The organism is Bordetella tumbae (genome assembly GCF_054780995.1).
In genome coordinates, this window is record NZ_BAAGVG010000018.1 from 328169 (window position 1) to 346064 (window position 17896).

A 17896-nucleotide genomic window follows, 5' to 3' on the forward strand; every position below is an offset into this window, starting at 1 on the left:
TTTATTCGCAGGCGTACTACCAATGGGCGGCGGGCGTTTGGTGCGTCACTTTTTTGGCTTCTGACACCGGCATTCGCCATGATTCGTACGCCGACTGGATGGCCAGTACCGCCAGCATCAACATGCCGCCCATGACGCAGGCATAGGTGATGGAGCCTGGAATCTGCAGGATGGGCGATTTCTCGTCATGCACAATCTCGAGCATTTGGAAAGTCGCCCACGACAGCGTGGCGTAAAGCGCAGCCACGACCAGCCATGCAGCGCCCGTCAGTGCTCGACGCGTTTTGGCCGGTAGGGCGTCCATCAAGAACGTGGTGGCGATGTGTGCGTTCTGTAGCGCAGCAAGCACGACGCCTGCCATGACCAGCCACGGGAAAAGCAGTTCGGGGATTTCATTGGCCCATTTCAGGCTGGACCCTGTGGCATAACGTAGGATGGTGTTGGCCACCAGAATGCCGAATATCACCGTCGTGGACAGCCACAGCACCAAACGGCATATGCTGCCGATTGCCCGCCCGACCAGTCCATGTTGACCAGCTTGCATGATTGTCTCCTGCCTTGTCATCAGCAACCCACCGTGCGTGGCCTACTTGGCGCCAGCGCGCGGCGGGTGGTTAATCGGCTTACTTGCTGCGTGCGGCGGCCAGTACTTTCTTCACATAAGGGCCAATGGGACCGGCAAGCCATTTCTCGTCGACCGACTCTGTCGCTTTGGCAAAAGCTGCGGTGTCGGGCGTCGTGACCTCTACGCCTTTAGACTTGAGCTCGGAAAGTAATTTTTCGTCCGCCTTGCGAGACAGCTCCCGCTGCAGGGCAGATGCCTCGTCTGCCGCTTCCTGAATGGCTTTGCGATCGGCTTCACCCAACTTGTCCCACGTGCGCTTGCTCATCAGAAACGGCGTCATCTGGAACTGATGATTGGTCATGGCCAGATATTTTTGTACTTCGTAGAGCTTGCTCGCCTCGAAATTGACCAGCGGGTTTTCCTGACCATCGACCACGCCTTGCTGCAGCGCGACGTATAGCTCTGCAAACTTGATCTGTTGCGACTCCGCACCGAGCGCCTGCATGATGTCTACCAAGGTTGCATCAGGCGGCACTCGCATTTTCAACCCTTTCATGTCTTGCACAGTATTGATCGGGTGTTTGCTGTTGGTCATTTGGCGTATGCCGTTATCCCACGTGCCCAGCAGGATCATTCCTTTTTTTTCTGACGCTTGGGCTAACTCTTTACCCAATGGCCCGTCCAGCAGTTTGAAGGCATCACTGGCGCTGGAAAACAGAAATGGCATCCCGAACGCCGCATATTCCGGAACGGCCGCTGAGACAGCGCCTTGGGAGTTCGCGCTGAGATCCAAAGCGCCCGTGCGCAGTGCAGTCACCATCGCCGCATCGTCGCCGAGCTGGGCTGCGGGGGCAACTTGTACCTGGACGCGGCCATTTGTCTTGGCTTTGACGACCTCAGCGAATTTGACTGATGCCTCATGCCGCGGGTTGCCTATCGCGGCGCCATGTCCAAGTGTCAGCTTGATGTCCTGCGCCTGGACTGTCAGAGGGAGCAATGCCATCCATGCAATTGCACATGTGGCACCCAGAAAATTCACGCTCTTCATAGTTTTATGTCTCCTCGATTTATAGGGTGGGTACTACGGTCAGTGAATCAACATTCCTCCGTTTACGTCCAGCGTGATGCCGGTGCAATAGGCGGACAGATCGCTCGCTAGAAAGACGCAGGCCCCGGCGACATCATCAGCCTTGCCGAGACGTGCCAATGGAATGCCTTCGGCGATTTCCATTTTTTTATCGGGTGTGAGTTTGCCTTGTGTGATATCGGTCTCGATCAAACCCGGTGTGATGCAATTGATTCGGACGCCTTCCGCGCCAAATTCACGCGCCATTGCTCGCGCCAATCCCAGCACACCGGCTTTGGCGGCGGAGTAATGCGGGCCGCCAAAGATGCCGCCGCCGCGTTGAGCGGAGACCGACGAAATGCAGACAATCGAGCCGGAGCGTCGCTCACGCATGATGGGCAGAGCCGCCTGCGACATGTACAGCGTGCCGCGTAAGCTGACGTCGAGCACGCGGTCATAGTCTTCACCGGTAATGTCCAGCGTTCTTACCGGTTGCGTGATCCCCGCATTGTTGACCAGGACATCAATCCGCCCATAGCGATCGATAATGGCCGATACTGCTGCTTCGCAGGCCGCTTTGTCAGTCACGTCGGCGATCAGGCCTGTATGGCCTTCGCCCAGCCGCTTTGCCGCGATGTCGGGCTCTGCGCGTGCCAGATCCAGAATCACAACTCGGGCGCCATGATTTGCCATCTGGCGAGCCGTTGCAAAACCGAGTCCGTTGATGCCCGCTCCACCTGTAATGACAGCAACCTTATCCTTGAGCAACATATTGTCGTTCTCCGTTCACGTGTGGGAAAGGGATAGAACGGCGGAGCCTGCACACAGGCCGTGAGGGTGCTTTGTGCGCGGTGCCCATTCGGTCGCCGCGTGTCTCCGTTGTTCCTTTTTTGCCATCTTCGGCGCGGGCTAACATTAAGACAAGCGAAGTATTATCAGTCTAAGATGATGATTCTTCATCTTACGTGAGGGACAACCCGATGCCTGCTCTCCCGCCTATTGCAAATCTGGTGGCGTTTGAGGCAGTTGCGCGCAGGCGCAGCTTTGCCATTGCGGCAACGGAGCTGCATCTCACTGCCTCGGCCATCAGCCACCAAGTGGCTCGTCTGGAAAGCGATCTCGGTCTTCGCCTATTCGAGCGCAATGCGCACGGCGTGCGCCTGAGTAACGCCGGCGAGCAATACCTGGCTCGTATTTCAGGGGCGTTGTTGGCGATTACTGCCGCGACCGAAGACATGCGCCAAGGGGTCAGCAACAGTCTGTATGTCCACTCGTCGCCCAGCCTGGCCAGCTTGTGGCTGATGCCGAGGCTTCGCCGATTTGCCCAGGCATATCCGGATATCGCGCTCAATCTCTCAGCTGCGCATACTCACAGCGACTTCGCGCTCGGGCAGTCCGACCTCGATATCCGCTATGGTGTGCCGCAATGGAACGATGTCGTGGTGGAACCGCTTTTTGAAGAACGCATCGTGCCGTTGGCCAGCCCTGCGTTCATTCGCGAACACCGTCTCAAGCGTGTAGACCAGTTGCTCAATGTGCCGCTGATCCAAAGCAATGTCAGCGTGGTCCAATGGGCAGATTGGTTCAAGAGATATTCCGACAAGAGAGCACCCGACCACTTCACCATTCGTTTTGATCGCGCGCAGATGTCACTGGACGGTGCGGCCCGAGGGCTGGGGGTTGCGTTGGAAAGCGCAACCATGGCGGGCCTGCATCTTGCCGAAGGCAAGCTCGTGCCTATTTTTGGCCTGGACAAGGCGGTTCTCGTGAAGGCGCATTTCTTTGTTTATCCCGCAAGGCATAGCAAGCGTCCCGCTGTGGACGCTTTTCTATCGTGGGTTCGTGCTGAAGCGGCCCGGATCACATAGGCTTCTTTGTATGCGTACAGGTTATCAGCGCCGTTATGCTTTTCTCCAGCGCTACCAGCTATGCCGTGCGTCTTCGGGAAACGTTCCGTCTTTGACTGCTTGAACATAAGCCGAAAAGGCCGCGAGAACGCTGTCTGTGTCGCTCATGAAGTTGCGAACGAATTTTGGCATACGTCCGATATTGATCCCCAGCATGTCATGCATCACCAGCACCTGGCCTGCCGTACCCGATCCTGCTCCTATGCCGATCGTTGCGCAGGTCTGCATCTGGCTGGTGAGATCCGCTGCGAGTTTTGCCGGAATCATTTCCAGCACCAACAACGATGCGCCAGCGGCTTCCAACGCTTTTGCGTCACGCATCAGCTTTGCCGCACCATCGTCGTCCTTGCCCTGCACGCGAAAACCGCCCAATGCCGATACGGTCTGAGGCGTCAGCCCCAAATGTCCGCATACCGGTACGCCTCGCTCGACGAGAAACTGAACCACCTCGGTCGTCCAGTCTCCGCCTTCGAGTTTGATCATCTGCGCGCCGGCTTCCATGAGGCGTACGGACGATGCCATCGCCTGATCTCGTGACTGATGATAGGAACCGAAGGGCAGATCGGCGACGAGTAGTGCGGCGCCATCAGCTTTCTCCAGGCCCTTGGCTACACATCGGGTGTGATACACCATTTCATCGAGCGAGACTCCCACCGTGCTGGTCTTGCCCTGGCAGACCATGCCCAGTGAGTCGCCCACCAAGATGCAATCGACACCTGCCGCATCTTCGATGGCGGCAAAGGTGGCGTCGTAGGCGGTCAGCATGGCGATTTTCTCGCCCTGCCGGCGCATGTCGGCAAGCCGTACCGTCGTTACTTTCTTTCGCTTTGGTACGTCGGCTGAGCGGCTCTGGATCCCATAGGGCGCGGCTGTCTCTGTTCCTGCTGCCGGAGTCTCTTTCTTATCTGATGTCGTCATTGCGCGTGAAGTGATGGTAAGGACACTGAGAGACTCCAGTGTGCCATAGGCCGACACTCACGCGCTGATTACCCCATTTATCAGAACCGGTAGCCGACTCCCAGGCTGCCGAAAACATTGGTCTTGCGTTCGGTCAGCGGGCTATCGCGCGCGTCGCCCAGTACGGTACTGACGCCTAATGTGCTCATTACCGTCCAGTCTTTATTCAACTGGTAGGTCCAGTTGGCGAACAGTGCGGCATTTTTAAAACCGGACGAAGCGGAGTAGGGAGACAGGTGTTCTCGGCTGCGCGCTGCGTCCGATGTGCTGACGCCATACCAGGTCTGCATATCGCTGCTATTGGCCCATTGCGTACTGACGCCCAGCCGCAGCTGTTGTCGTTCGGTTTGCACCACCGCATAGGACGTGCGTATTTCCAGCGTGCCACCGTAACCGGATTTCGCCGCTTGGCGATAGGCGGCTCCGAGCGAGTAGCGGCCCGGTGTCCATTCTAGAAAGGCACCGTATGCCCCGTGGAAATCGATATCGTCCAAACCGCGAGTGCGATCCGAATCATCCGAGTCTCGGCCCAGGCCCAGACCGACGAATACCCCGCCTTCCAGGTCGGGGGCGAGTTCATAGCTCAGCCCCATCGCCGGCAGACCCGCCCGCGGCGTGATGAAAAAATGTCCGGATCGATAATTGATCAGCGGTGTGGGGACGGCGCGATACTCGTCAGAGCCGGCATAGATGGGCACTATTCCCACCCCTATGCCGATCAGATTCGTACCCTCTGCGATGGCTGGCCCTGCTCCCGCGGCCAGGGCCATGGCGACTGCACCGCGTGTCATCGTGATTGCTTTCATCATTTTTCCCGGAATCCGAATTCACCTGCCGCATAACAGGCGGTCAGATTTCAGCCGCTATACTGCCTCGACAGTTTTAGGAATTCTTTAAGCCTCGTATGGGTCTTAAACCGGATTTAATCCGTTGGCGTAACAATGTCCCGCGATAACGAGGACGGATCCAATGCGCACACTATTAGTCGAGGACGACGCCATGCTGGCCGAGGCGCTGCAGCTGGCACTGCACCGTGAAGGTGCAAGCGTCGATATTGCAGCCGACGCGAGATCGGCGCAGACGGCGCTGGTGGACCATGACTACGAGTTGATATTGCTGGACCTGGGCCTGCCTGGTGGATCCGGCATGGGGATCCTGTCGCAATTGCGCGCGCGTTATGACACGACGCCGGTGATCATCATGACGGCGAGGGATCGCCTGAGCGAGCGGATAGCAGGGCTGGATGCCGGTGCTGATGATTATCTGGTCAAGCCGTTCCAGATCGATGAGCTGCTTGCGCGTGCCCGCGCCACTGTCCGGCGCAGCAAGGGGCGCGTCGCTCCCGTTCTGATGGCGGGCAACGTAACCGTAGACCCCGCCAACCAAACGGTCCTTCTTGCCGGCGACGCCGTTGCGCTCAGCTTGCTGGAATACCGCACCTTGCTTGCATTGGTGGAGCGGGGTGGCCGGGCGGTCTCTCGCGCCGCGCTCGAAAGCTCCGTCTACGGTGACAGCGGCGCCACAGGAAGCAATACTGTGGCTGTTTACATTCACCAGCTACGCCGCAAGCTGGGTGACGATTTGATTGAAACGGTACATGGCTACGGTTACCGTGTAAAAGGGATGTAGCTCATGATCCGTACCCCTTCGCATCGATCGTTACGATGGCGTTTGCTGGCCGGCATGCTCGTGACGGTGATGGTGGCTTGGCTGATTCTGCTCATCTGGTACCAACGTGATCAGACGCGCGAGCGCACGGGAGACTGGGATCTGAGTCTGGCGCGTGCGGGACAGATTGCCTTGCGGACTCTGCCCCAGGGATTGGAAGCCATTGCATTGCCGCGAGGCTATCAACTGTCGACTCAAGCCGTATCGCACGATAACGAGGCAGAACTGGTGCTGCAGGTTTACTCGCTCGTCAATGGCCGGTTGTTGCTGCGTTCTCCGAATGCTCCGGCAGAGCCTTTCACGACTTCACGCCGGGATGGATTCGCCACCAGTATGGCTGGCGGAGAGGAGTGGCGTACTTATACCATTTCCGATGAAGATGGCCGCATTCAAGTCCAAGTCGGAAAGGCGTTGAACGACCTGAAGCAGGAATTGCATCACAAGATGCGCAATGCGTTGATTTTCATGGCCGCGCTGTTTTTTCCGCTGGCAGCCGTAGCGTGGGCGGTCACCTACACCACCTTCCGGCCGGTTCTACGGTTGTCGACGCTGTTACGCCGGCGCCATCCTCTTGATCTTGATCCCTTGGCAACCCGGGATCTTCCTGACGAGATCAAACCATTAGTCGAATCTTTCAATCAGCAGCTGGCCCGAGTCGAGGCGGCGGTCGAGAACGAGCGCCGCTTTCTGCAGGACGCCGCACATGAACTGCGCACCCCTTTAGCGGTGCTGTCGTTGCAGGCCGATAATGCGTTGCGCAGCCAGGATATTGATGAAGTTCATCATTCAGTCCGGCAGATACATCAGGCTACGCAACGCAGTGCGCGGATTTCCGAGCAATTGCTGGACATGGCAATACTGGAGTCGACGGGGCTGCAGGAGGCCGCCGCGCGCATCGATCTGGGCGCCGTCGCACGTGCCGTTGTGCAAGATTATCGACAGCGGGCGCAGACGCGCGACCAGACGCTCATAGAGGATATTGAGTCCTGCTTTGTGCAGGGACACGTGGATAGTTTGGGTATCCTGTTGCGTAACCTGCTGGATAACGCCACGCGTTATAGCGGGAAAGGCAGCAATATTCGTATCATGTGCCGGCGAGAGGATGCCGATGGAAATATTCAATTATCCGTGCAGGATGATGGCCCAGGTGTGCCGAAAGAATATCGCGAGCGGATTCTCGATCGGTTCTTTCGAATGCCCAAGGCAGAGGGGCATGGCAGTGGCATTGGTCTGTCGCTGGTCGAACGAATTGCGCGGCTGCATGATGCGAATATTGAAGTTGGCACGGACGCAAATGGAAGAGGTTTGCGTATTACGCTGCGCTTTCCTGATGCACCATAAGGGTTGTGGTCTATCAGTATGGTTTGTCGACTCAGACCGGCAAGAAAAAAGGCCGACGCAATATTCATGCGCCGGCCCTTCATCCGCTATTTTTTGAGGACGCCTGCTAGGCAGTCTGCAGCTGCTCGGCGTCACCCTTGTTTTTCTTTTTTCCTCGTCGCAGGAACGCCCACACCTGCACCAAAATCAGTAGCGCGCTGGCGCCGACGAACCAGGCACTGATCGGGTGTTCGATGAATACGGCCATATCACCACGGGACAGCAACAGCGCGCGCCGGAAGTTTTCCTCGACCATCGGTCCCAGCACAAAGCCCAGCAGAATAGGCGCAACGGAGAACTCCAGCGTCATCAAGAGCGCGCCGATCAGGCCAAACGCCAGGACTTCCCAGATCTGAAATAGGTTGTTCTGTGTACTGAACACCCCGACCGCGATAAAAAAGAGTGCCGATGGAAAGAGATAACGATACGGCACTTGAAGAAGCTTCACCCACACGCCGATGAGAGGAACGTTCAATACCATCAGCAGTACGTTGCCGACCCAGAAGCTCGCGATCAGCCCCCAGAAAATATCTGGATGCTCGGTGATGAGTTGCGGGCCAGGCTGAATCCCTTGAATGAGCAAGGCACCGAGGATCAATGCCATTACTGCATCACCTGGAATACCGAGGCTCATCGTCGGGATAAAGTCCACCTGTGTTTTGGAATGAGACGAGGCTTCGGGCGAGGCGACACCCGCGATCATGCCAGTCCCGAATTTCTCCGGTGTTTTGGAGAGTTTTCGCTCCAACGCATATGAGATGAACGTCGTGATAGTCGGGCCTGTGCCGGGCATGGCGCCAAACAGTGTTCCGACCAGCGTGCCACGAACCATGGGCATGAATGCCGTCTTCATTTCCGCTTTTGACGGCCGCATATCGCGCAGTTTCAGCTTGGCGCCACTGCCGATGATGCTCATGCGATTGACACTCATGAGAAAGTCGGCGACGCCAAACAAGCCCATCGAGATTGCGACCAACTCCAGACCATCGGACAGATCGAGCAACCCAAAAGAAAGACGGATAGTCCCGGTATTCACGTCCGTTCCGACCACGCCGCACAGCAAACCAAAGAGCGTCATCGCTACACCCTTGAGCGCCGAGCCGCGGGACATGGTAGCACCGGCCAGCAAACCGAGCAGCATGATCGAAAAGATCTCGGTCGGCCCGAATTTGAACGCGATCTCAACCAGCAGCGGCGAGGCAAAGATCATGACGATAATGCCCACCGATGCGGCAAAGAACGAACAGATCATCGTGATGCCCAGGGCTGTTCCTCCTTTGCCCTGCTTAGTCAGAGGATAGCCATCCAGGCAGGTCACCGCGTGAGGCGGATGCGATGGTAGATTCAGTAGAATCGCGCCGATCGCGCCGCCATACTGCGAACCATAGAAAATCCCTGCCAACATGAGAATGGCAGGCACCGGCGACATGACATAGGTCAGCGGCAGCAGGATCGAAATGGCCGACAGAGCGCCCATCCCGGGCAATACGCCGATGAGGTTGCCCACCAGCACGCCAAAGAACGACCAAGCGAGGTTATGCCACTGAAAGGCAACGCCAAAGCCGTACCAAAGGTCCATCAAAGATTGTGAAATCATGGTGGATCAAACCCAACGAAAGAGAGGAAGCTGCAGTTGCAGCGCCCACCAGAACACAGCAATCGCGATCAATGACATTAGTACCGACAGCATGAGAGCTTGCTTGACGGTATTTTTTCGATCGCCGAGAGCCGAGATGAATACGATGGCAAATGTGGCGGGCAGCAGGCCGCCGTATTCCCCTAATAGCAAAAATGCCAAGACGCCGAGCACGATGCAGATGCCGCCGCGCAGATCCGGCAGCCCGTGTCCATGCCCTTCGCCAGGCACACTCTCAGCGGGTTGACCTGAGCGCGCCGAAAGCGCGATGAGCAGGCCCGTGATGGTCAGCAAGCCGCCCAAGGCAGCGGGGAAAAATCCCGGTCCCATATGGCTGAGTGACCCGACGTGGTAATCGGTGCCAGCGTATATCGCTCCTAATCCGACTAGCACCATCAAGGCGCCGCCGTAATAGTCCTTTCTATTTATTGCCTTCTGCACTTCTATCCTCCAGAAAACCGCGTCGTATTGGCCTCGACGCTGCGATCGAAACGAACGCAGCTTGGGTTTTAATGACGGTTCGGCGCACAGATTACGGAGGTAAGCTGTTGATCCGCTTTCTGTGCGCTGTCGGTTTCCTGAATTCCAGGGTATTCCCTGACGAGACTGCAGGGTCAGGCCGGCCGGTAGCGGTCGATCAGTTGTCTGCTGATTTGACGGCGGACAGCATGTACCCCAGACCACGCACGGTGACGATGCACACATCGCTGCCGGCCAGCTTCTTGCGCAGACGGTGCAGAATCACTTCGATGGCATCAGGGCTGGCGTCGCTGTCGTGAGAAAAGACTTTCTCGAATAACTGATTTTTCTCGACCGGATATCCGACGCGGATCAAGAGCGCGGCGAGGGTAGCGTGCTCACGCGGTGTGAGCATCAGCATTGAACCATCCAGCGTAAAGAGATGGCTTGCGCTGTCATAGCTGAGCGAACCGCACTGCAGCCTCGGGTGATCGCGGCCCCGGCTGCGCCGTACCAGCGCGGTCAAGCGGGCTTCCAGCTCCTCGAGGGCAAAGGGCTTTGTCAGGAAATCGTCAGCGCCCATGTTCAAACCGCGCACGCGATCTTGCAACGACCCTTGCGCGGTCAGCACCAACACCGGTGTACGGTCATCGCGCTCGCGCATGTCGCGCAGCACGTTCAGTCCATGTTTGTCAGGTAAACGTAAGTCCAGAACGACAGCGTCGTATTCGCTGCCCACCATATACCCTTCGGCATTGCGGGCATCGGCGGCATGATCGGAAACAAAACCACTCTGTGCAAGTGCGCGACGCAGCCAGAGGGCCATGTCGACTTCATCTTCAACTAGCAAAATGCGCATGGTATTCAGAATCACCAAGCAGGTATTAAGCATGACACCGTCACCATAGAACGGGAAATTGTCATGTGTTCACGGGAGTCGCGAGCCCTGTGAGCAGCGCAGAATGTATGGCTAAACCTGGAGGTGTGTCAAACGCAGAGCTGTTTTACTTGCCGGTTTTCCCTGGACCGCCACGTTGATCACGGGGCAAGCAGACCAACACCAGCAACGAGCATGCGCCAGCAAAAATGAACGCATAGTCATAGCGCCCGCTGACTGCGACAAATGCTGCAAACAGTGTAGGCGCCACCATGTTCATCAAGTTCACCAGAATGCTGGAGCCGGCTGACGTTTCCGAGATCATCTGTGGTGGCGAGCGCCGTGCGACTTCGGCGATTTGTACGCCATTCCAACTGGCTGCCGAGCAGCCTGCGACAAACGCCAGAGTAATCACAGACCAGAGCGGCCAGGCGGCACTGGTCAATCCCAGTAGTGCAGTGGTCACTGCGGAAAAAACCGCAGCGATCGTCAAGGTAATATTGGCCGAGCGCAAATAATCCGACAGCCAGCCCAGTACGATGCGGCCGATGACGCCGCCTGCCTGCATGACGGCAAAGACCATACCAGCCAAGGCTAGCGGATAGCCGAGCTGGTCCACGAGATAAATGACGGTGAACGTGAACCAACAGCTCTGAGCAATGGCAAACAGGCTGCCCACAACGGATATTTTCATCAGGCCGCTGTTGTGCCGTAACGAGGCCAGCGGCACGGTGAGTGTGCGTAGGGACTCCAACGTCGGGAAATGAAAAAAGTGATCCTTCTTGTCTGGTGTCTCGTCCAAGCTGGCGCTCAAACGCCAGGTCATCATGGTCGGCAGCAGTACGATGAGGGCGCAAAAGAAGAGAGCAATGCGCCAGCCTGTCAGCACGACCAGTAGTGGTACGAGCAGGCCCGCGATTACGCCGCCCAGAGGAACGCCAGCCTGTTTGATGGAGAACATCAGGTTGCGTTTGCCGGGCGGAGAATACTTCTGCAGGACTTCGCTGCCTGCAGGATTGGCCGCACCGCCGCTCAATCCCATGAACAGGCATGCTATCAGCGCAATGGCAAGACTAGGGATCAATAGCCATGCCATACAGGCGGCCCCGATCAGCAATGTCAATTGCAGCGTACGCATGCCGCCGATTTGCTTGAGCATGGCGGAGCCTGCCACCAGGATCATCAGGCCACCAAGGGAATTGCTGGCAGTCAGATAACCGATCGTGCTGCCGCTCCAGCCAAAATCCTCTGACATCGCTGGGGCCAGGATGGGAATGAGCCGATTCAGAAACGCCGAGATGGTTTGTAGCGTGAAAATTGCCACGATGGGCATTAGCCATGTCGGTGCTGCTCGATTCATTGCGTTTACTGAGTTGTTTTTCTGAGGCTGCGGCTGGGCGAGCATAGTCGCAGCCATCGGCGGGATGCCTTCTCCTTCCCCTTGATGATACTCCCACTCGCCGGCTGCTGCAGACGCGGCGCACATGAGCGCGCATCTGACAGCCTTTCTAGACGTTCGAGCCCCGGCGTTGCTTTACTCCAGATCGGGATGTCGATCTGTCAGCCGTTGGCGGCGGGCTTTCAAGTTTTCGAGTTGCTGCTCCAGCGCTTCGATCTCGGCATCGACGTCCTGCACGGTTTGCTCGATATGATCGTAGGCCTGTTGCAACAGGATTTTGGCTTCGCGGCGGCTGGATGCGTTTGGCGTATCGCCACGCAATGGCCGATTGGCGGTCTCTGGCAGATAGAGAGAGGTAATCAAACCGATCACCGAGGCGGCCATCAGGTAAATTGCAGGCACCATCAGGTTGCCGGTTCCTTCGACCAGCCATGCTGCGACGGTCGGGGTTAGACCCGCAATGATGATTGCGATGTTGAACGAGCTGGCCAGTGCGCTGTAACGGATGCGTGTCGGAAAGAGGGCTGGCAAGGTTGATGCCATCACGCCGATCAGGCAATTGAGGAATATCGCGATCAACAACAGGCCAAGGAAAATCAGGCCGATATTGTCGCTGCCAATGAGATGGAAAGCCGGCAGTGCAATCACGAACAAGCCCAAACTGCCAGCGAGCAGAAACGGCTTTCGGCCTATTTTGTCGCTGAAAAATCCCACGACGGGCTGCACGAACAGCATCCCGATCATGACTACGACGATGATCAGCACGCCATGGTCTTCGGAGTAACCCAGGCTGCTGGACAAATAGGTGGGCATATAGGTCAACAGCATGTAATAGGTGATGTTGGTGACCAAAACCATGCCGACGCAAACCAGCAGTGCCTTGCGGTACTTGGAAAAGATTTCGCGAAAAGAGATGGTTGGCTTCTCTTTTACCGCCTCGCGATCCTCTTGCTCCATTTTCTCCAGTTGTTGGGTAAACGCGGGCGTTTCTTCTGCAGCGTGACGCAGATACAGACCAAGCAGCCCCAGCGGGCCCGCGATGAAGAAAGGCACGCGCCAACCCCATGCCAGGAACGTCTCGTCGCCCAGTATCGTCTGCAGCAGCACAACAAGGCCGGCACCTAGTACGAAGCCGGCAATCGAGCCGAAGTCCAGCCAACTGCCTAGGAATCCGCGCCGCCGGTCCGGCGCATATTCGGCCACAAAGACGGCAGCACCTGTGTATTCGCCACCAACTGAAAAGCCCTGAGCCAGTTTGCACAACAGCAGCAGGATAGGTGCCCACAGGCCTATGCTGGCGTAGGATGGGATCAGGCCAATGCAGAATGTACTGATAGCCATGATGATGATGGTGAGCGAGAGCACTTTTTGCCGCCCGAACCTGTCACCCATCACGCCGAAGAAAACGCCGCCTAAAGGCCGCACCAGAAATGGCACGGAAAACGTGCCAAGCGCGGCAATGGTCTGCACAGCGGGCGACGCGTCAGGAAAAAATACTTTACCTAGCGCAAACGCAACAAAACCATAGACGCCAAAATCGAACCACTCCATGGCATTGCCCAGAGCAGCGGCCGTGACAGCCTTTTTAAGCTTGCTATCGTCGATGACGGTAATGTCGTCGATCTGGAGGGGCCGGACTTCTGGTGACGCAGGAACGGTTTGAGTCATGTCTGCTTCCCGTGGCTGGCTAGGGACAACGGTTTTGACGAGTTGCATGGCAACCCGAAACGTTTACTGCTGATCCTGTATCTTGAACGGGGACTCTGTCTTTTTCAAGCCTATCAGCCAACTCGGCTCGATAATTGGCTGGCTGCGCGTCGTACAACTGTCACATGGCTGGGGTTGTATCGATGGACAGGGACTGTCAACGTCACTGCGGCAGCGATCGCGCCTGCTGCTGAAAACACAGGCGCCGATATGCCCGCGACCTCGGAGAGGCGATCGCCTATCGCCGCAAAATAGCCATCGCTGCGGATTTTTCGGTACAGCTCCTGATCGGGGCCAGGGGCGGAGCCTAGAATGTCGTCGAAGGCCGTCAGGATGCGGCCGCCACTGCCTCGATCCAGAGGCAGCAAGTCCCCTGCGCGAATATGGTCTCGCACAGGATGGGGGGAGTCGACGCGATACAGGCATAACCGTGCATCGCCCTGACGCACGTGGTAGGCGGCGCTTTCCCCCGTGGTGGCGACTAACTCGCGCAGCACCGGGATGACAACACGCTCCAGTGAGAACGATGCCGAGTAGACACCGTGCAATCTCGCGACCTCGGGTCCGAGGGCGTACCGTCCGTCTTCGAGGCGTTGAATCCAACGCGCATGTTCCAGCGATGCCAACAGCCTCAAGACAGTGCTTTTGTACAGTCTGGTCCGCTCTGCGAGCTCACGCAGCGATAACGCATGGTCATTACTGGTGAACACCGACATCAGGCTTAGCGCGCGATCAACCGCAGCGACACCGCCTTGGGCTGCATCGGCGTCGGCGATGGATTCCGTCACAGCTTTACGGGGCATTTCGTGTTCTGCCTATTCAAAAGTCTAGAAATTCTATCTTATAGAACGGTCGGCGCGCTCCGTTCTCTCACCCATGGCGTGCTGTTGCCGATTTGCCGTAGAAATCCAGGGGCATTTCGGGTTGACACGAGAATGGGCTTGTACTTTAATTTCGTACAAGAGAATGATGTTCTATCTTTTAGAATTTTACAAGAGACACCTATATGCCGAGTCTGACCCCTCTTCAGCCCGAGGTTTTGATTAGCGAAGTCGGCCCGCGTGACGGATTGCAGTCGGTAAAGGCCACCATGCCAACGGCAGACAAGTTCAAGTGGCTTGACGCACTGGTGGCGGCTGGCATCCGGGAGATCGAGGTAGCTTCGTTTGTGCCTGCCCGCTTGCTGCCTCAAATGGCGGATGCAGCCGAGGTAGTGAAATACGCGACCACGGCGCACCCGGGTGTCACCATCATGGCATTGGTGCCGAACCTGCGTGGTGCACAAGCCGCATTGGAGGCGGGTGTACACAAGCTGACCATGCCCGTATCGGCGAGCCATGCTCACTCGCTCGCGAATGTGCGCAAGACACCGCAGGAAATGGTGCAGGAGGTGCAAGCGATCGCGCGGTTGCGTGACGAGCTCGCGCCGTCCGTCAAACTCGAGGCCGGCATATCTACCGCGTTCGGATGCACATTGCAGGGCGAAGTGCCAGAGGATGATGTCATCAAACTGGCGGTCATGTGTGTACAGGCGGGGGCGGATGAGTCGGGTCTGTCGGACACTGTAGGTTATGCGAATCCAGTTCAGGTACGACGGTTGTTTCGGCGATTGCGGCAGGAGCTGGGCGAGCACGCTGGCGCTGCACACATGCACAACACGCGGGGACTGGGGTTGGCGAACTGTCTTGCCGCATGGGACGAGGGCGTGCGTACGTTCGATAGCTCGTTGGGCGGATTAGGCGGTTGCCCTTATGCGCCGGGCGCCTCTGGCAATGTGGTGACCGAAGACCTGGTCTTTATGTTCGAAGCGATGGGTGTCTCCACGGGCATCGATATCGAGACGCTCGTCGCGGCACGCGCGCCGCTCGCTGCAGGGCTACCGGGCGAAGCGTTGTATGGCATGACGCCAGATGCCGGCCTGCCGAAAGGCTTTACTCAACACGCCTAGTATCAGCGGCGATTGTCAGGCCCTTTTTCTCAACATAGGTAGCACACCCATGTCTAACAACACCGCGTCCCGCCTTCCGTACGAAGGCATCCGCGTCATTGAATTCACCCATATGGTCATGGGGCCCACCTGCGGCATGCTGCTGGCGGACCTGGGAGCCGAGGTGATCAAGGTCGAGCCACTGGGGGGCGACTCCACGCGCAGGCTATTGGGATCGGGTGCAGGTTTTTTTCCGATGTTCAATCGGAACAAGAAAAGCATTGTGCTGGACCTTAAGCAACCAGAAGGCAAAGAGGCAGCATTGCGTTTGATCGATTCCGCGGACATTGTCAGCGAGAACTTCAAATCGGGTGTCATGGACAAACTCGGTTTGGGATATGCCGCGTTGAAGGCTCGAAATCCAAAAATCATTTACGTCAGTCATAAAGGGTTTTTGCCTGGCCCTTATGAGCATCGCACCGCATTGGACGAGGTCGTGCAGATGATGGGCGGGTTGGCCTATATGACAGGACGTGCGGGCGACCCCTTGCGCGCCGGCACGAGCGTCAACGACATCATGGGCGGCATGTTTGGTGCGATGGGGGCCATGGCGGCGCTGGCTCAGCGTGCAATCACTGGCGAGGGTATGGAAGTGCAGACCTCGCTATTCGAAAACAACGTCTTTCTCGTCGGACAGCACATGATGCAGTACGCCATGACCGGACGTGCGGCCGCTCCCATGCCTAGCCGCATTTCTGCGTGGGCAATCTACGACGTATTTACCGTCAAAGACGGCGAACAGATTTTTCTCGCTGTGGTCAGCGACAAGCAATGGGAAATTTTCTGCCGGGCCTTTGGCCTGTCCGAATGGTTTGCAGATCCGCGGCTGAAAACAAACAATGATCGCGTCCAGGCTCGGGATTGGCTGATGCCTAAGCTGCGGGCTCATCTCGCAGATACGTCTGCGGCGGAATTGGCTGCGGTATTCGAAAAAGAGGGGTTGCCGTACGCGCCGATCACTCGTCCGGAACAATTGTTTGATGACCCCCATCTGCTGGCGACCGGCGGGCTGGCCCCGATCACATTGCCCGGAGGAAAGCCTTCGCACGTGCCGTTGACGCCGGTAGCCTTCAACGGTGTACAGCCGCCGCTACGCACGCAACCGCCCGAGATCGGAGAGCATACCGATGCGCTATTGCGCGAAGCCGGCTATTCCGACGAAGAGATTCAAAGTTTGCAGGCCAGGAATATCACTCAAGGATGCCATCCGTAGTGAGTCCGTGGGCCTTTCACAAAAGCGCTCGCCCAAGCGTTGAATAAAGAGACAGGAAATGAACTATCGCTTGAAAACTTCGACCATCAGCCGCCGGGCATTGTCTCGCGGATTGTTTGTGTTGTCGCTTGGCCTGCTATGCAGTCAAGTCAACGCGGCCGATAGCGCCGAGAGTTGGCCATCGACACCGGTTCGGCTGGTCGTGCCGTATGCCCCTGGAGGCACCACCGACTATGCCGCCAGACAAGTCGCGCAGAAACTATCCGAGGCGACGGGAAAGACTTTTATCGTCGAAAACAAGTCCGGTGCCTCCGGGACCATTGCGACTCAGGATGTGGTTCGTTCAAAGCCGGACGGCAGTTCTTTTTTGGTGACTGATACGACATATGCCATGTTGCCATTGTCGTTCGCCAAGTTGCCGTGGGATTACGAACACGATCTGATCCACGTAGCCGAGATAATCGAAACTCCCCTGGTATTAGTCGTTCCGGAAAAGTCGCCGTTCAAAACCCTGGCAGATCTGATCGAGTATGCCAAGAAAAATCCAGGCGCTCTGAATTTCGGATCAGGTGGGCCCGCGAGTTCTACGCATCTTGCTGCGGAGATGTTCGCCTCCGAGGCCAAGGTCAAGATGTCCCATATCCCTTACCGTGGTGCTGGCGCGGCCTTGGCTGATGTGATGGCAGGCCAGATTGATCTATTGGTGACGGCTGCGCCGACGGCCATCCCACCTGTGCAAGGCTCGCGTGTGCGAGCGCTGGCCGTCAGTGGGGATCAGCGTCTGGAGTCTTTGCCTGATGTCCCGACATTCGCGCAAGCGGGACTGCCGTCGTATCAGGTCATCAATTGGTTTGGATTGGCAGCTCCAAAGGGCACGCCCGAGCCGATTGTTGAGAAAATGAACAGCCTGGTCAATGAGGTAATGGGCGATGCAGAGATGCAGCAGTTGATGGCTCGCCAAGGGGCTAGACACCGCTCAGTGGCACTGAAACCGTTCGGCGAATATGTTCAGCAGCAAGTGACTTTCTGGACCGATGTCGGACGGCGTGTCGGTATCAAGCCCGAGTGAGGAACT

General features: G+C 57.2%; 17 protein-coding genes. 6 read left to right on the plus strand and 11 right to left on the minus strand.

What is annotated here, in order from left to right; translation table 11 throughout:
* Positions 1-16: 16 nt before the first annotated feature.
* From ACYVI2_RS16375 to ACYVI2_RS16385, 3 genes are all read right to left on the minus strand, one after another.
* A complete protein-coding gene (locus ACYVI2_RS16375; protein WP_415815482.1) occupies positions 17-544 on the minus strand; it encodes a TRAP transporter small permease in 528 nt (175 codons plus the stop codon).
* Positions 545-623: 79 nt separating this feature from the next.
* A complete protein-coding gene (locus ACYVI2_RS16380; RefSeq protein ID WP_415815484.1) occupies positions 624-1613 on the minus strand; it encodes a TRAP transporter substrate-binding protein in 990 nt (329 codons plus the stop codon).
* 39 nt (positions 1614-1652) lie between these two features.
* Positions 1653-2402 carry an SDR family NAD(P)-dependent oxidoreductase gene (locus tag ACYVI2_RS16385; protein ID WP_415815485.1) on the minus strand — a complete coding sequence of 250 codons (750 nt, stop codon included), beginning with the start codon at positions 2400-2402 and terminating at the stop codon, positions 1653-1655.
* A 209-nt stretch (positions 2403-2611) separates the two neighbouring features.
* Here ACYVI2_RS16385 and ACYVI2_RS16390 point away from each other — a divergent pair, with 209 nt between their 5' ends.
* Positions 2612-3499 carry a LysR substrate-binding domain-containing protein gene (locus tag ACYVI2_RS16390; protein WP_415815487.1) on the plus strand — a complete coding sequence of 296 codons (888 nt, stop codon included), beginning with the start codon at positions 2612-2614 and terminating at the stop codon, positions 3497-3499.
* 51 nt (positions 3500-3550) lie between these two features.
* Here the strand turns inward: ACYVI2_RS16390 and panB are convergent, their stop codons facing one another.
* Complete coding sequence (gene panB, locus ACYVI2_RS16395; RefSeq protein ID WP_415815489.1) at positions 3551-4456, minus strand: 3-methyl-2-oxobutanoate hydroxymethyltransferase; 906 nt, start codon at positions 4454-4456, stop codon at positions 3551-3553.
* 80 nt (positions 4457-4536) lie between these two features.
* Positions 4537-5301, minus strand: a complete 765-nt coding sequence (locus ACYVI2_RS16400) for a MipA/OmpV family protein (protein WP_415816473.1) — start codon at positions 5299-5301, stop codon at positions 4537-4539.
* Positions 5302-5464: 163 nt separating this feature from the next.
* Here ACYVI2_RS16400 and ACYVI2_RS16405 point away from each other — a divergent pair, with 163 nt between their 5' ends.
* The gene (locus tag ACYVI2_RS16405) at positions 5465-6124 is read left to right on the plus strand and encodes a response regulator (protein WP_415815491.1); all 660 of its coding nucleotides are present in this window, start codon (positions 5465-5467) and stop codon (positions 6122-6124) included.
* Positions 6125-6127: 3 nt separating this feature from the next.
* Positions 6128-7504, plus strand: coding sequence for an ATP-binding protein (locus ACYVI2_RS16410; protein ID WP_415815492.1), 1377 nt, complete (start codon positions 6128-6130; stop codon positions 7502-7504).
* A gap of 106 nt (positions 7505-7610) precedes the next feature.
* Here ACYVI2_RS16410 and ACYVI2_RS16415 read toward each other — a convergent pair whose 3' ends face one another.
* The 6 genes from ACYVI2_RS16415 to ACYVI2_RS16440 form a co-directional block, all read right to left on the minus strand.
* On the minus strand, positions 7611-9140 hold the full coding sequence (locus ACYVI2_RS16415; RefSeq protein WP_415815494.1) for a tripartite tricarboxylate transporter permease: 1530 nt from the start codon (positions 9138-9140) through the stop codon (positions 7611-7613).
* Between the two features lie 6 nt (positions 9141-9146).
* Complete coding sequence (locus ACYVI2_RS16420; protein ID WP_415816475.1) at positions 9147-9575, minus strand: tripartite tricarboxylate transporter TctB family protein; 429 nt, start codon at positions 9573-9575, stop codon at positions 9147-9149.
* Positions 9576-9816: 241 nt separating this feature from the next.
* Positions 9817-10497, minus strand: a complete 681-nt coding sequence (locus tag ACYVI2_RS16425; protein ID WP_415816477.1) for a response regulator — start codon at positions 10495-10497, stop codon at positions 9817-9819.
* 145 nt (positions 10498-10642) lie between these two features.
* The gene (locus tag ACYVI2_RS16430; RefSeq protein ID WP_415815496.1) at positions 10643-11875 is read right to left on the minus strand and encodes an MFS transporter; all 1233 of its coding nucleotides are present in this window, start codon (positions 11873-11875) and stop codon (positions 10643-10645) included.
* Between the two features lie 174 nt (positions 11876-12049).
* Positions 12050-13582, minus strand: coding sequence for a glycine betaine/L-proline transporter ProP (proP, locus tag ACYVI2_RS16435; protein ID WP_415815498.1), 1533 nt, complete (start codon positions 13580-13582; stop codon positions 12050-12052).
* A 113-nt stretch (positions 13583-13695) separates the two neighbouring features.
* Positions 13696-14424 carry an IclR family transcriptional regulator gene (locus ACYVI2_RS16440; protein WP_415815500.1) on the minus strand — a complete coding sequence of 243 codons (729 nt, stop codon included), beginning with the start codon at positions 14422-14424 and terminating at the stop codon, positions 13696-13698.
* 203 nt (positions 14425-14627) lie between these two features.
* On the opposite strand from ACYVI2_RS16440, the gene ACYVI2_RS16445 reads away from it, so the two are divergent.
* The 3 genes from ACYVI2_RS16445 to ACYVI2_RS16455 are packed head-to-tail and all read left to right on the plus strand — an operon-like array spanning position 14628 to position 17890.
* Positions 14628-15569, plus strand: a complete 942-nt coding sequence (locus ACYVI2_RS16445; RefSeq protein WP_415815502.1) for a hydroxymethylglutaryl-CoA lyase — start codon at positions 14628-14630, stop codon at positions 15567-15569.
* Positions 15570-15618: 49 nt separating this feature from the next.
* Positions 15619-16821, plus strand: coding sequence for a CaiB/BaiF CoA transferase family protein (locus ACYVI2_RS16450; protein ID WP_415815504.1), 1203 nt, complete (start codon positions 15619-15621; stop codon positions 16819-16821).
* Positions 16822-16879: 58 nt separating this feature from the next.
* Positions 16880-17890 (plus strand): Bug family tripartite tricarboxylate transporter substrate binding protein, encoded by a 1011-nt coding sequence (locus ACYVI2_RS16455; RefSeq protein WP_415815506.1) that lies wholly within the window; start codon positions 16880-16882, stop codon positions 17888-17890.
* The last annotated feature ends 6 nt before the right edge of the window (positions 17891-17896 follow it).

Bases quoted from the DNA above. Each gene is read 5' to 3' on its own strand.
- ACYVI2_RS16375 (WP_415815482.1), bottom strand. From the start codon at position 544: ATGCAAGCTGGTCAACATGGACTGGTCGGGCGGGCAATCGGCAGCATA.
- ACYVI2_RS16380 (WP_415815484.1), bottom strand. From the start codon at position 1,613: ATGAAGAGCGTGAATTTTCTGGGTGCCACATGTGCAATTGCATGGATG.
- ACYVI2_RS16385 (WP_415815485.1), bottom strand. From the start codon at position 2,402: ATGTTGCTCAAGGATAAGGTTGCTGTCATTACAGGTGGAGCGGGCATC.
- ACYVI2_RS16390 (WP_415815487.1), top strand. From the start codon at position 2,612: ATGCCTGCTCTCCCGCCTATTGCAAATCTGGTGGCGTTTGAGGCAGTT.
- panB (WP_415815489.1), bottom strand. From the start codon at position 4,456: ATGACGACATCAGATAAGAAAGAGACTCCGGCAGCAGGAACAGAGACA.
- ACYVI2_RS16400 (WP_415816473.1), bottom strand. From the start codon at position 5,301: ATGAAAGCAATCACGATGACACGCGGTGCAGTCGCCATGGCCCTGGCC.
- ACYVI2_RS16405 (WP_415815491.1), top strand. From the start codon at position 5,465: ATGCGCACACTATTAGTCGAGGACGACGCCATGCTGGCCGAGGCGCTG.
- ACYVI2_RS16410 (WP_415815492.1), top strand. From the start codon at position 6,128: ATGATCCGTACCCCTTCGCATCGATCGTTACGATGGCGTTTGCTGGCC.
- ACYVI2_RS16415 (WP_415815494.1), bottom strand. From the start codon at position 9,140: ATGATTTCACAATCTTTGATGGACCTTTGGTACGGCTTTGGCGTTGCC.
- ACYVI2_RS16420 (WP_415816475.1), bottom strand. From the start codon at position 9,575: ATGGTGCTAGTCGGATTAGGAGCGATATACGCTGGCACCGATTACCAC.
- ACYVI2_RS16425 (WP_415816477.1), bottom strand. From the start codon at position 10,497: ATGCGCATTTTGCTAGTTGAAGATGAAGTCGACATGGCCCTCTGGCTG.
- ACYVI2_RS16430 (WP_415815496.1), bottom strand. From the start codon at position 11,875: ATGAATCGAGCAGCACCGACATGGCTAATGCCCATCGTGGCAATTTTC.
- proP (WP_415815498.1), bottom strand. From the start codon at position 13,582: ATGACTCAAACCGTTCCTGCGTCACCAGAAGTCCGGCCCCTCCAGATC.
- ACYVI2_RS16440 (WP_415815500.1), bottom strand. From the start codon at position 14,424: ATGCCCCGTAAAGCTGTGACGGAATCCATCGCCGACGCCGATGCAGCC.
- ACYVI2_RS16445 (WP_415815502.1), top strand. From the start codon at position 14,628: ATGCCGAGTCTGACCCCTCTTCAGCCCGAGGTTTTGATTAGCGAAGTC.
- ACYVI2_RS16450 (WP_415815504.1), top strand. From the start codon at position 15,619: ATGTCTAACAACACCGCGTCCCGCCTTCCGTACGAAGGCATCCGCGTC.
- ACYVI2_RS16455 (WP_415815506.1), top strand. From the start codon at position 16,880: ATGAACTATCGCTTGAAAACTTCGACCATCAGCCGCCGGGCATTGTCT.